Raw genomic sequence first — 13722 nt, 5'->3', positions numbered from 1 at the left:
TTCAAAGGACGTCGGGACAGACGAGGCGTCCCAGGGTGTCGGCATGTCCCACCTCCTTGCCGTCGACCAGCACACGCAGTCCCTTGCCCAGGTGGTAGCGGTCGCCGTTCTTGTCCCAGAGGATGGTCAGGTTGCGTCCGTGGTAGAGCACATTGTCCAGGCAGAACCAGTCCCACTTGTCCGCCGGGACGAGGGGATGCACCTCGAGGGTGCGGTCGGCACGCGGACGCAGACCGACAAGTCCTGTAATCACCAGGTCATTGAACGTCGAGTGGTTGTAGTAGCGGCTGCGCTCGCGGTCGCCCATGAGCCACTGCCCGTTGGTCTCGTCAAGGTACTCGCCGATGTACGGACGTCCGCGGCGGTACTGCGACTCCACGTACAGTTCCATCTGACGGAAGAAGACACTGTCGGTCACCACGGGGGTCTCGGTGCTGTTCAGGTAGTTCGCCAGCCCGGTGAGCGTCTGCGAAGTAGCGAAGGGCCAGATGGCACCGTCCCACTCGCAACGTCCCACGCCTCGGGTGCGGAACTCCGGGTGGCGGCGCTCGGCGGTGGTCAGACCGAAGGGAGCGGAGAAGCCCTTCTCGTCGGTGAGTTGCAACCAGGCGACTTCATACTTCTGCTGGTTGTCATTGGGGAGGTTGAAGTACCAGGGGATGTAGCCGATGGCCTCGCGCACGTTGGCGAGCGAATCGGGACGGCGGGTCTCGAAGAACTGCTGCTCCTCGTTCCACAGCTGCGTCTCGATGAGGTGCTTGAGCGTGTCCGCCTTGGCGGCATAGAGCTTCGAGGCGGCGTCATCGCCCTTCATGGCTGCCATCTTCGAGAGCGCCAGGGCGTTGCCGTACATGTAGCTGTTGATGGTCGGACGGGCATACTGCTTCTTGCGACCGCCGCTGATGCTCTCCTCCATGCCGTCCTGCACGTCGCCCTGCCAGTAGAGTCCGCTCTTGAGGCGGTTGGTGCTCTCCCAACGCTTGTACTCGGCATCGAGGTCGCGATAGAGGTCGAGCATGTAGTCCCGGTCGGCATCCACGAGGTAACGCTCGTAGACGGCGGCGGGGTTCCAGGAGCTGAACTTGTTCATCTTCTTCATGGCGCCGCCTTCATTGCCGCGGTACCACGTGTGGAGTATCTGGTCCAGGTACTGGGGGTCGCGCAGCCAGCGGCTCTCATGGATGTGGTGGCCGATGGCGCACGCGATGAGATTATACTTGTCGGCGTAGGAGCGTTGCACGAGGAACTCCGTCATGCCGTATCCCGCCGGGGTGTTCTTGATGTGCTTGCGGAGGGTCCACCAACGGTAGTAGAACATCTCCTCAAAGTTCTTCTGAGGACACTCGAACAGGGGGACGTTCGCCCGCATCCACTCGGCAGCCTGTGCGTTGGGGATTGCCTGGACGATGTTCTCGTCCTCCATCGTGTTGAAGTAGTCCACGTAGTGCTTGAAGTTGTCGAACTTCAGCAGGGCAGCCTGCCCGTCCACGTCGTTCGACACCGTCTTGAAGTTGGCAATGCGGAAGGTTGCCTGCGGCTCCTCGGCGCCCGGATTGGGCATGTCCTCGAACTGGTCGGCCCAGGTGTCGGGTGTGGGGAAGCTCGTGCGTGCGCCCGTACGGAACTTGATGCGCTCGATGCTGTGCACCGGGGCAAAGAACATCCGGGTCACCTTCTTCTCGCCGTTGTTCAGCGTCAGGACGGAGCTGCGGTTCTCCACCGAGAGGTCCATGCGGATATGGTAGACCTTGCCCGGCTCGTAGTTGCACACCGTCCCGTAACGCGCTCCTCCCTTGGAACGCATGATGCCTTCCTTCGTCAGGTCGATGCGAGCGCAGGCGACCCCGTCCTCATCGAGGAACTCAATCTCCAGCTCGCCCGCGTTGTTCTGGTCCGCCATCAGGTCGAACGAGACGGTCAGGTTCTTCGTGGCGGGAATCTTGCGCTCCGCCATCGCTGCGGCAAAGGGGTCCTTGTCGCGCAGGGTGAGCCACGTCTTGCCGGCTTTCTCTTCCAGCGACACCGGTGCCCAGACGTACGAATTGAGGTTCCACATGTCGAGGTCCGCCAGTTTCCTGTAGTCGGCAAAGTCCTCATCGGCGTGTGAAGCCGCCACTGTCTGCACCGGAACGGGGATGTGGGTGACCCACATGTCCTCCTTGCCTACGCTGAAGCTCACCCACAAGTCTCCGTCGGGCGGCGTGCCGTTGCCCTCCTGGATGCCGCGTGCATACTGCGGACCGAAGGACTTGTAGTTGCCTGCATAGCGCATGGCGGGCACATCGCCGTAGACGAGGTTGAGCGTGGTGTACTCCAGTCCGTCACGGCTCAGCGAGATGGCAAGCGGCCAGCGGTACTCCGCCGGGTTGTAGATGGTGGCGTACGTGCCGTCGCTCAGCCGCTGTCCCCAAATCTTGGCGTTGCTGTTCACAAAGCCCTTCGCACGGAGCACGGGTTGCGACCAGGTGTTGCCGCCGTCCGCACTGACCGAGGTCAGCGCATGCTTCCACAGCGCGGCAATCTTGCCGTCGGGCAAGGTGTACCAGTTGAAGGCCTTGTACGCCTTGTTGAGCGGGATGAGCGGTTCGTCGCGGTCCGCCTCCTCCACCCACTGCATGCGGTAGAGCGGATTGGCAAGGATTTCCTCACATGCCTGTCGGAACGCCTTGTCCTTGGCTTTCGTATAGAAGGGGTAGGCAGCCTTGTACTTGCCGCCCTTCTCCGGGTTGAAGTCGTGGTTCAGATAGATGAAATAGATGGGTCCGAACGAGCCGTCCGCCTTGATTTCGCGCACGACACGGCCGATGCCGTTGCCGTCGTTCGGGTCGTCCTCCTTCTTGTGCAGGCAGATGCCGTAGTTGCCCATGGCTATCAGCTTGCCCGACTTGGAGACGTAGAAGCCCACGCGCTGGTGCATGATGGCCTTCGTCCCCTTCTCTGCCACATAAGGCAGGTCGGGCTTGCGGAACCCTTCGGGCACCTCATAGGCAGGGAACAGCTCCACGGGGTCGGTCCAGGTATAGCCGTCGGCGGAAGTCTGGAGGAAGGTGACCGAGGGCGGCACATGCTCGTCGACCGGGTCGGACAGGTAGTGCATGTAGAAGCGTCCGTTCCAGTACGCCATCATCGGCTGGTGGTTGTACGTCCAGCCATTGCCGTTCGAGGCGGACGGCTTCTCGCGGTTGGCACGCATGGTCTGTATGTTGTGCACACCCACCACGGGCGACAGCCTTCCGTCATGCGCGTTCGGGTCGGATAGCTCGGTGCCGGTGTAATGGATCAGCTCCTGAGCTGTCAGGCTGCCCACGGAGAACAGGGCAGCCGCAAACGTCATCACAAGTTTGTTCGAATAGTTCATAGGTAATATAGGATTGTTTTTTCAGTCGTTGCATTCGGGGAGTATCCGTTCACTTCGCCTGGTCGAGCAGGCCTTTCACCACGGCTTCGGGGGCGCGGAAGATGGTGCCGTGCTTGTGCCCCTTGGGGATGCTCACACTGTCGGTCATCGGGGTGAAGTCGGCAAAGTCGCGCGTCTTCACCGCTCCGTAAATGTGGTTCTGGTAGTCGTCAAAGTAGATGAGGTAGTCGTCGCCCAGCTTCTCCACCGAGGGACCTTCCACCAGGAATCCGGTGAAGGGCGACGATGCGGCGGTGTAGGGTCCCGTGGGGCGCTTGGCGAACGCCACCTTCAGGTTGCGGTTCGGACGGGTGTTGTCCTTGAGCACCATCACGTAGTCCTGCTCGCCCCGTTTCACCAGCGTGGCGTCGATGCAGCTGAAGCCCGGGTCGTAGAGCAGCTCGGGAGCGGAGAAGGTCTCGAAGTCCCGGGTGGTGACGTAGTAGAGGCGGTGGTTGTTGTTCTCTTCCTCCACGCCCAGGTCGAACTTCCGTTCGGGGACACACGACGAGTAGATGACCATGTAGCAGTCGTTCACGTCGTCATAGAACCACTCGGGCGCCCACACGTTGACCGTCGACGGCACGGAGTCCATCGCAGGAATCCGCCGCTGGTCGCTCCAGTGCACGAGGTCCTTCGAGCGTGCATAGCCGAAGCCCGTGTTGCCGCGCCAGGAGAGCGTCCACACCAGGTGGAAGGTACTGTCCTTGCCCACAATGATGGACGGGTCGCGCAGGATGCTGTCGCCCAGCTCCGGCTTGAGCCAGGTCCCCGGCACACTGTCCCAGTGGATGCCGTCCGCACTGTAGAGGAAGCGCAGTCCCTCGTTGGCAGGTTCATGGAAAGAAGTAAACATATAGTAATCCTGGGGAGCTTCGTTTGCGGGTTGGCTGCATGCACCCAGCGAGAGCAGCGCGGAGAGTGCCACTCCGACCTTGGTCAGTGTTTTCATATTCAGATGGAATGTTTTAAGTTGGTTCATTACTCCAGGTTGACAAAGATACACAAAAGATGACATTCATGTACGCACATACGACTCCGGGAACGCCCCAAGGTTTAACATTCAACGCATCTTTTAAGTTTCTTTCAGAGCCGCAACGAGACGGGCGCTCCCGCTCCTCCTGCTCCCGGCGGGAAAGGCGGACGCCGGCAGGGAAACCGCGCGTCCGTCTCTCCGCACGCCAGCCCCACTCTCTCCCCCGGAAGGAGGTCCGGCAGGGGTGCAGAGTGTGCCCGGCAGACAGCGGAACGGGCGGATGACAATTTGTCAAAATGTCAAACGAATCGCCCGAGAAGGGCCTTCCTTGCACCCAACTGCGAGTTGGTGAGCAGAAAGCGCCTTCTCGGGCGATTCGCAAAATACATCCTGTCGCTCCTTTCCTCGTTATCCTGTCTTTTCGTTCCATACTGACGCGAATTTTCCGCTTAAAAGTCAGCAAGCCATCCGGACAGGCGTCAATATAACAGATGAGAAACAGAACGCCTCGTCCGTCTAAAAATGAAAACAGGTAAAGAATCCCGACAAAACAGAGGCCTCTTTTCGTACGGACGCGTCGCCACGACGGTGCGGATGGGTCGGTACGGTGGTGCGGACCTGTCCGTACGACGGTGAAAACGGGTTCACACCGTGCCGGGAAAGGCTTCGCACCTCCGTTTTTGTGTTAACAGGATGAAAATACCGACCCATTCCGACGGTCGTATCTTAAAATATGTATCTAATTTTTCGCTAGAAGAGATGAAACTGTCAAAGTACGCGTCAGCTGAAAATGCCCAATCGGGGAATTATGACAGAGAAATCCGCCGGATGGCGTCACTTTGTCAATTCACTTCCTCCCTCACGGCACGGACCGGCAACGCATACGCATGTCCGGAACAGGTGAAAGGGTCGACCACCTTGACATCCCCCCGGAACATCATCGTATGTCCGCAGGAGGGCGCATCGGCAGGTGGAGCGGGCGCCGGGCCCGGCTTATGGTCGCGGTAGGCATTGCCCGCTGTCCAGTAATATCCGAACTTGGCATAGTCGACGACCTTTCCGTTCACATAGGTCCTCATGCCCTGTGCAGGCAGGAAGACCGTGCCGGACTTCGTCTCGTCGCAGTAGAAGCGGAAGCCTTTCTGCGTGTCGTCCCACGTGCCGTTGGCATCTGCCATGACGGGCGGTCCCTCCTTCAGGACCGCACAGCGGGTGAATGCCGTGACGGGCGGCACATGGAAGCCCGGGGGCGACGGGTCGTAGACGGTCTTGACAACCCGGTTGTCGCTCTCCATCGGGTTTATGACATAGGTGGGGTATCCCCCCTCCCGGTGACCGTAAATCACGCCCGGACCGTAGGCTGCGTGGTACCAGGTAGGCGCGTCATTGATGGCGTTCCACAAGTTGTAGAAGGTGTTGCCGGACGTCCGGTTCAGGTACATCGGATTCCGGATGCCGTTGTAGAGGCTCACAGCGCCGGCTGACCAGGCAGTCAGGTAGTATTCCGTAGCGTATCCTTTCCCGGGATAGCTGCTCACGATGAGCCTGTCGGCACCGTCGTAGAGGTTCTTCTCCTGCCAGGCATTGAAGCCGGAGCCGGGGAACGGCTCCTTGCGCCCCCACTGGTAGTAGGTGCCGCAGCCGGCGTAGTGGTAGGTGTACTCCTCCTGACGGACCGTGATGACCCGAGACAGCTCGCCTGCCGTGAACTTCACCAGGCACTCCCGCCCGGGGTACTCCACTTCGGCCATCCCGCACCAGCCGAGGTTGACCGGCATGAACTCGAAGACACGCACGTATGCTTCCTTTGCATGGAACGCCTTCACGCGGATGGTCTGCTCCACGTCGGCAGAAGTCACCCAGATGTGCCACGACCAGATGACCTGCCCGCGTTCGTCCTTCAGCACAATGACCGCATTCCCCTCCTTGATGGTCTCCCGGGGGACGGCAAACGAGATGGTGCCCCGCCCCGGCTCGGCGTGGTAGCGGACGTCCGTCACCAGCCCCGGTTCGTCCTGCCACAGGATTTCCGCCGAAGTCAACGGGTAGGCATAGCCCTCGTCGATGTAGGGCTTGGTGATGGGGTAATTGATGTAGTTGACGAACTGCTTGAGCACGTAGGGGTTGGTGCTGGTGGAACTGTAGGCTGCCGGGTTGTCGGCTCCGTTGCGGATGGCGTTGCCGTAGACAAGGGGGAAGCAGTAGTGCCCCGGTCCGTTGATGACGTAGCAGTTCGCCGTGTTCTCCACCGCGTCGGCACCCGTCCGGTTCGAGAGGTTCCACGGACGGTCCGCCGTTCCCCTGGGCGGTGTGTTCATCAGCTTCTCCGCCGCCCCGTTGTGGATGACGGGCGCCTGTTCCCGGACATACAGCGAGTAGGACCGGGGCTTCGTGCTGCCTTCCCCCGACCCGACAAAGCCGTTTGTCCAGCGGGGAGGCACGTCGGTCCAGCTCTTTCCGCCGTCCAGCGAATAGGTTTCGCTCCAGGCGACAGGTTCCTGCTGCCCGGTCACCACATGCGTGCGGTAGCTCGTCACGACGTATTCATCGTATTCGCCCCGGAAGGAATAGACCCGCGGACCCTTCGCCTCCAGCGTGTACACCCAGTTGATGGACGTGGTGGAGATGCGGTAAGTAACGGTCTTCCCCATGGGCCACAGGGTGCCGCCGATGGAGGCTGTCAGCAGGTGGTCCTCGGTGCCGTCGTTGAAGAGAATCTCGATTTTCGCTCCGGCAGGCAGGGTCTGCGGCAGCATCATGAAGGTCTGCGGTCCGGTGGTGAGGGGCACGTCGGCCGTCCCTTCCGTCGGCGTGTCAAGCTCCTGAACGAAAGCCGAGGGGTTGTCCACCGACGACCACTGTGCCGCGCCAAGGTCATAGACGCCGGACGTACAGACCTCCTTCAGGGTGATGCGCCGGATGGTGCCCGGACGCATGTCGTCGCCACAGACGAAGCGCACGGCGGTCAGGGCATGGCGGAACGTCAGCGGGACTGCCTGGTGGTAGTCGCCCGGCAAGCCGTCGGTCGAGGCGACCAGCAGGTCCTTCTGTTCGCCGGCTTCGGCAGGGATGACACAGCGCAGGGTCGGCGCTCCCGCGGCGTCCGCACCGGAGAAGGCGTAGGCATCGTTCCCGCGGGGTGCATAGGCGAAGAAGCGCAGGCGGCAGGTGCTGCCGGGCCAGTAGTAGGTGTTGGCGGAAGCCCAGACTTTGCCGGACGGGGCGACTGCCACGTCGTACATGTAGTTGGGCGTGCAGTCGTCGCTCCAGTCGCCGGTGTAGGCGTATGCCGACACACCGAAGGTGTCGTAGAAGTTGTCCGTACCGACCGGCAGGGCACGGACCGGCGCCGGGGTGTCCTGTCCGTCGGTCAGGGAAGCGGACGCAATGGTGTCGGCATAGAGAGTGTGCAGGTAGAGAGGTCTGCCCGACGAGGTGTGCAGGGGGACCACGGTGTCGGCAGGCAGGCCGACGGACGACAGGGCGCGTGTGGCTGCCGAGTCAGCCGGCTGCATCTCCGGCGCAAAGGCGATGGCTGCGGACGGAGAGACTGACCGCTCGCGCTCGTCCACACAGGCGGACAGCCCGACGGCACCCAGCAGGAGCGTCAGGATGACGGAACGGCAGGATAGTTGATCAATCTTCATGCTTGCATTGGTTGTTTGTGTTCGGGATAAGCCGGGAGGGTGTGCCTCGGCGTCCCATCCGGTCCGCGTCGGCACGTCTCCATACAACGACAGGAGGAGCAGGAGAACATCGCTCCTCCCCTCCTGTCCGGCTCTACAATTTCTAATAGATGAATAGAAGTCAGGTGTTACATCTGCAAGTCGATGGCAGGCTGTTCTACCCAGTCGTCCACCGTGACGGTGAAGAAGATGGGCTTGTCGAGAATCGGGTCACCGCCCTCCTTGTCCGGTTCCGGGTCCTTGTCGATGTCCTTGTCCTTATCGGGGTCCGGGTCCGGGTTGGTGGGGTCCGGGTCGTACTTTCCTCCGCCGCCATTCTGGCCAAAGAACTCCAGGGTGTAGACATACCGCTTGCCCGGTTCCCACTTGGTGTCAATCGCCACTGCCGAGAAGCCGTACTTGCCTTCTTCTGACGGGTAAAGCTGGGTGACGTTGTCCCCGCTGACGTTCGAGATACGGCAGAGTACGGAGAGATAGGTTCCCTTGTCCTCGTTGTTCCCTGCCCATGCGGTGAGCTGCTGCGGGACGAGGATGAAGCGGTCGGCGAAGGTGATGTCCTGTGCGTCCCTGGTCAGGGTGACGGGGGCATCGCCGCGCTTCATGTAGGCTGCGGTGGCATCGCCCAGTCCGCTCCACAGGCTGAAGTCCAGCTGCCTGGTGTCTTTGCCGGTGGTCACGTCCGCGGGGAAGGTGAATGTTCCCTTGCCTGCCACGTTTGCCACCTTGATGCCGATGACCTCCACCTTCATGTTCTCGGCGGGGCACTTGGCCTTGACAACCACCTGCGACAAGGCATGGCGGAAGTTCATGGGCACACCGGTCTCCTGATTGGACTCCTTCGTTCCGGTGTTACAGGCGATGACCAGGTCCTTCTGTTCCTCGACCTTCTGTGCGGGCGTGAAGTCGGCAATCGTCCGAGTGGTCTCGTTGAGCGTCACGCCCTGTGCGTCAGCCGGTGCATAGCCGTAGAAGTTCAGCTGGAAGGCGGGCCAGTAGTAGGTTCCTTCGGTCGCCCACTTGGCTCCGCTTTCCGAGCCGTTGACGGCGACTTTGTCCATATAGACTTTTCCGTTGCCCACGGCAGTCACCTTGAACTGGTCCAGGTTGGCTACGGTCACCGAGGTGCCGCGGGTCATGCCTTCCACGAGCGAACGGAAGGAGATGGCGCTCCGGTTCGTGTCGAGTGTTTCGTCGTTTGAGCAGGATGCCAGTGCGGCGACGCTCAAAGTCATGAACAAGAATTTCGCTTTCATAAGTTATACATTAAATAGATAAAACATGGACAAGTGTATGTGCCGGGGCGGTAACGGTCCTGCCGACGGGCAGCCTCATCCGCCGCCTCACATGCGCAGAGGCACCTCGACCTCCTGCCAGTCGTCGACAGTCGGACGGAAGCCGCTCCCGTTTGCCAGGGGCTTGGGCAGTGTCAGCCCGTCGAGCACGATGTGGACGTTGCGCGGGTCGGGGGCGTGGCGCACCTGGTCGGTGACGTCGAACGTGTAGTAGACCTTCTTGCCGTCAGGCAGCTGCACGTAGATGCGCAACAGGTGTTTTCCCGTCGCTCCGGCGGGAGGACCGAAGGTCAGGAAATCTGCCGTGATGGTGGACTTCCCGTCGTGTGTCGCCTCAAAGGGGAGGGTCACCGGATGGCCCGACGGCTCGCCGGTGCCAAGCAGAAGTCCGTCGGACAAGCCCGTCAGCGAACCGCGGAGGCTACCCGTACTGCCGAGGTAACCGAGGTTGGAGACATTGCGTATCTCCACGGTGTACCGGCAGACCGAGGGAGCGGGGCGGAAGATGACACGCCGCTGGTCCGGGCTGTGTCCGATGGTGAATGTCTCGAGCCGGTCGGTCCATATCCGGTCGGGGGCGTTGCGGAACTCTTCGCCGTCCGTCCCCGGCAACTGCCCCGACACGCCTCCGCCGGTAAAGGCACGGATGGAGTCGAAGCGGTCAGTGTGTTCGTAATGCAGGAATTCCGTGTCGCTGTTGACACACACGGCGCGGTAGTTGCCGGCGGGCAGCCGGATGCTGCCTCCGTGAATGTCGGCGAACTCGTAGACAAGCGCCTCTCCCCCGCCTTCAGGGAAGAAGTAGACCTTCATGGACGCCGGGTCCGCATCGGGCGAACGGCTCCAGTCGAACACCACCTCCACATCGTCCGCCTGCAGGCAGCGGCAGCAGAAGTCCTTGTGTTCACAGCCGGCAAGCAGCACGGCGAACAGGGTCAGCAGGATGTACAGGTTTCTCTTCATCGTCTGCCTCCTTTCCTTATATTATAGTTGTTCCGTCCCAGGAGCCAGACGAGCGTGATTTCCGCCTTCGTCGGTCCAAACCAGTGACGGCGCGACCGGCGTTGCCAGGCATAACAGGTCTCCGTGGGGATATACGTGTCGTAAGTACCACCCAGATAGCCCACGCCCAACCCGAAGTCCAGGTTGAAGCGGCGCGCCACAGGCAACGAGTAGCCATAGCTGATGCCGGCGCCGTAGGTCCAGTGACTGAGGTATCCCTCGCCACCCCACTCGAAGTCGTAGGTCAGTCCCTGAAGGTAAATGCCGAGGTGATGTCCGGTGAAAGGCTTCTCTTCCGCCTTCCTGCCGAAGTAGCGCCGCAACTCCAGTTCGCCGCCGTAAATCCGCCAATAGCGATGACGCGTGTCGTCCTTCCACCAGGCATACATCCAGCCGCCCGAGAGTGACCAGCGATTGCCGAGATAGAACTCCAGCGCCAGGTTCGGCACCAGCAAGGCATCGTAGAGCAGATTGGTCTTCACCGCCATGTAGAGTGAATAGACGTAGGAGGTGTCCCGTTCGACCAGCGTACGGACGCGCTCGCGCTCGATATAAATCGTGTCCTGCACGGGACAGGGAATTGCCGCCCCGTCCGTCGCAGCCTGCAACGGACCGTCGGTGTAGACCCTCAGGTGGGAGCAACGCAGGTTCGGGAAGAAGTGCTGTTCCATGTAGCGCCAGGGGCTGCCTCCAGCCAGCATGCCCAACTGCCTCTTCCGGCTATCGGTCACCACCCCGTTGGTCAACACCCACTCGGGAGTGTGGCGCAGGATGTGAAGCACCGTGTCACGGTGGGGCATGTCCGACTGTTCGACGAGGCGTTCCAATCCGTCCCAGTCGACGCCCAGCGAACGGGTGTCCATCCGACTGAAGAGGCTGTGGGGTACCCGTGTACGCAGATAGTCCCCCAGCGCGTTCGTACGGCGACGGGACAAGTGCAGGTTGAAGTCAGCCCGTCCTTCCGGCGAAGCACCAGAGACAATCTCCAGCCTCCGGACGGCATCCGGGGAACCGTCAGCCAACCGACGCAGTGCATCGAGTACCGACGAGAGATGTGCTCCGTTCTGCCGGTAGTCCTCATCAAGCCGCGCGTCGCCCTGACGGTAGTAAATGCGGAGGTCCAATGTATCGTTCTGTACCTGTACCCGGGCAGCAGCCGTTCCGCAGAGCGACAGCATCCCTGCCCACAGAAGGACCTTAAGTGAATGTATCCTCATATCGTTTCGACCTTTTCATTTGACAGACGAAGGAGAACGTCGGCGAAACATCCAGCCGGTCTCCTTCCTTAGCACTGCAAAGTGCGGAAGTTCAAGAGGAAAAGGTACGAAGAAAAGTCCTGATGTGTTTGCGGAAAATATCTGAGGAAGGAAGAGAGGAGAGCCGTTCCGCCGAAGGCTGCCCCATAAACGAAGAAAGGCACCCCCAGACCGAAGAAGCCTGTAGGTGCCTTCCCATCTCCCCGTATGATCGAGTAGGAGGAAAACGACGTAGTTTTCTTCCTACTTTCGTTTTCCGTCCTCTCACACCACCGTACATGCGGTTCCGCATACGGCGGTTCCTATTTTGGGTACCATTCGAGATATTCACCCATTAAAGTAGCATACCCTGCTTTGCGCAAGTTCTCATTTGTGATTGCCCTGTGCATTATGTGGCTGTCTGCTATGCGCCAGCAGCCCTTGCGAGTATTACCCCANTCCTATTTTGGGTACCATTCGAGATATTCACCCATTAAAGTAGCATACCCTGCTTTGCGCAAGTTCTCATTTGTGATTGCCCTGTGCATTATGTGGCTGTCTGCTATGCGCCAGCAGCCCTTGCGAGTATTACCCCATTCATATGCCTTGTACTTATCGATACCGCATCTAATGAGGTTTGCCACTTTTGTCTTGACTTTCTTCCATGCTTTCCATATACACATACGTATTCTACGCCTTAACCATTCGTCAGTGGTAAGTAGAAGACGTTTCATATTGGCAAGATGATAATAGCCGACCCATCCTCTTATGTATTCTTTGAGCTTTTGCTTTCTCTTGGAATATCCCCATCCATTGCTGCGACTTGTCAGTTCTTTTAGTCTTGACTTCATCTTGGCTTTGGATGTCGGGTGTACCGTAAGTTGGCATTTACCTTTCATTACATTAAAGGAATAGCCGAGATATTTCACTCCGCGCACATACGACACTACGGTCTTCTCCTGGTTGACTTTGAGATATAGATTGTTCTCTATAAATCGGGTTATGCTCTCCTTCACTCGCATTGCTGCCCTTCGGGACCTGCAGAATATCATCGAGTCATCCGCATAGCGCACAAAAGGGAGGCCTCTGAGTTCCAGCTCTTTGTCCAGTTCATTGAGCATAATGTTGCTCAACAAGGGACTTAGCGGACCTCCTTGGGGAGTTCCTTCCTCGCTCGCTTCAAACAAGCCTTTATTCATTACACCGCTACGGAGATACTTATGTATAAGACTGACCACTCTGCCGTCTTTTATGGTACGGCTGAGGATTTCTATGAGCTTGCTGTGGCACACCGTGTCGAAGAAGAGTTCAAGGTCAAGGTCTACAACATATACGTAGCCTTCATTGATTATCCTCTGCGCTTCACGTAGTGCGTCATGGCATCCTCTTCTCGGACGGAAGCCGTAGCTTGTCTTGGAGAATTGGTTCTCATAGATGGGAGTCAACACTTGGTTTATGGCTTGTTGCACCAATCGGTCTATCACGGTGGGGATACCTAAAAGGCGCATCTTGCCATTGTCTTTGGGGATTTCTACCCTTCTTACCGGGTTCGGACGGTAAGAGCCGTCCATCAAGGAACTAAGGAGCATTTCCCTATTGGTCAGGAGCCATGGGAGCAATTGCTCGCACGACATCTTGTCGATACCACCACATCCCTTGTTTCTCACCACTGTTTTGTAGGCTCTGTTGAGATTTGACGGACTGAGAATTTGCTCGAAAAGGTGTTCCTTGTCGAATGGTACTTCCACGATGTTGTCTTCACACATCCACATAAAGGTCTGCACTCCCCCATATCTTTCGGTTTCCGACCTATTCCTTTGAGGGCAGCCATTAAAACGTGATAATGTTTTCTGCATTCTGTCCTTCATATGGTATGTTTCAATTACTATCGTTTAATTGTTAGGTTCTGCCCTTCATGCAACTCTATCGACAGCTGCACTACTATGGCGTCTGCTGACTTCTCACGACAAGCTTTACTCCACTTCTTTCGTAAAAAAAACTATTCGAAGTGTCCGTGAGACCTCCTCGGATAAGGGCGTTGTCTTTCCATCTTATACCTACTTCATCTACGCCGACCGTTCCGAATAGCTATAGGGCTTCGATTTGTTTAGCAATCTTACCCACGGTCATATGC

At 58.9% G+C, this 13722-nt stretch carries 7 protein-coding genes; all 7 read right to left on the bottom strand.

Features of this window, described 5'->3' with window-relative positions:
• Nucleotide 1 precedes the first annotated feature (1 nt).
• Entirely contained in the window at nt 2-3358 is a 3357-nt protein-coding gene (locus C8275_RS04790) for a glycosyl hydrolase family 65 protein (protein ID WP_106484304.1), read from the bottom strand.
• A gap of 49 nt (nt 3359-3407) precedes the next feature.
• Nucleotides 3408-4349, bottom strand: coding sequence for a glycoside hydrolase family 43 protein (locus tag C8275_RS04785; RefSeq protein ID WP_234395705.1), 942 nt, complete (start codon nt 4347-4349; stop codon nt 3408-3410).
• Between the two features lie 866 nt (nt 4350-5215).
• Complete coding sequence (locus C8275_RS04780; protein WP_106484303.1) at nt 5216-8020, bottom strand: fimbrillin family protein; 2805 nt, start codon at nt 8018-8020, stop codon at nt 5216-5218.
• Between the two features lie 167 nt (nt 8021-8187).
• A complete protein-coding gene (locus tag C8275_RS04775) occupies nt 8188-9312 on the bottom strand; it encodes a fimbrillin family protein (protein ID WP_106484302.1) in 1125 nt (374 codons plus the stop codon).
• Nucleotides 9313-9399: 87 nt separating this feature from the next.
• Nucleotides 9400-10314 carry a DUF5119 domain-containing protein gene (locus C8275_RS04770; RefSeq protein ID WP_106484301.1) on the bottom strand — a complete coding sequence of 305 codons (915 nt, stop codon included), beginning with the start codon at nt 10312-10314 and terminating at the stop codon, nt 9400-9402.
• Nucleotides 10311-11570 (bottom strand): DUF3575 domain-containing protein, encoded by a 1260-nt coding sequence (locus tag C8275_RS04765; protein ID WP_106484300.1) that lies wholly within the window; start codon nt 11568-11570, stop codon nt 10311-10313. The genes C8275_RS04770 and C8275_RS04765 overlap by 4 nt, the downstream gene beginning before the upstream one ends.
• 479 nt (nt 11571-12049) lie before the next feature.
• Entirely contained in the window at nt 12050-13456 is a 1407-nt protein-coding gene (gene ltrA, locus C8275_RS04755) for a group II intron reverse transcriptase/maturase (RefSeq protein WP_106484112.1), read from the bottom strand.
• Nucleotides 13457-13722 lie beyond the last annotated feature (266 nt).

This window comes from Bacteroides sp. Marseille-P3684, assembly GCF_900291465.1.
Lineage (GTDB): Bacteria > Bacteroidota > Bacteroidia > Bacteroidales > Bacteroidaceae > Phocaeicola_A.
This window is presented reverse-complemented; position numbering and strand designations above follow the sequence as displayed.

Excerpts from the sequence above, each read along its gene's own strand:
- C8275_RS04790 (WP_106484304.1), bottom strand. The coding sequence starts at position 3,358 with ATGAACTATTCGAACAAACTTGTGATGACGTTTGCGGCTGCCCTGTTC.
- C8275_RS04785 (WP_234395705.1), bottom strand. The coding sequence starts at position 4,349 with ATGAAAACACTGACCAAGGTCGGAGTGGCACTCTCCGCGCTGCTCTCG.
- C8275_RS04780 (WP_106484303.1), bottom strand. The coding sequence starts at position 8,020 with ATGAAGATTGATCAACTATCCTGCCGTTCCGTCATCCTGACGCTCCTG.
- C8275_RS04775 (WP_106484302.1), bottom strand. The coding sequence starts at position 9,312 with ATGAAAGCGAAATTCTTGTTCATGACTTTGAGCGTCGCCGCACTGGCA.
- C8275_RS04770 (WP_106484301.1), bottom strand. The coding sequence starts at position 10,314 with ATGAAGAGAAACCTGTACATCCTGCTGACCCTGTTCGCCGTGCTGCTT.
- C8275_RS04765 (WP_106484300.1), bottom strand. The coding sequence starts at position 11,570 with ATGAGGATACATTCACTTAAGGTCCTTCTGTGGGCAGGGATGCTGTCG.
- ltrA (WP_106484112.1), bottom strand. The coding sequence starts at position 13,456 with ATGAAGGACAGAATGCAGAAAACATTATCACGTTTTAATGGCTGCCCT.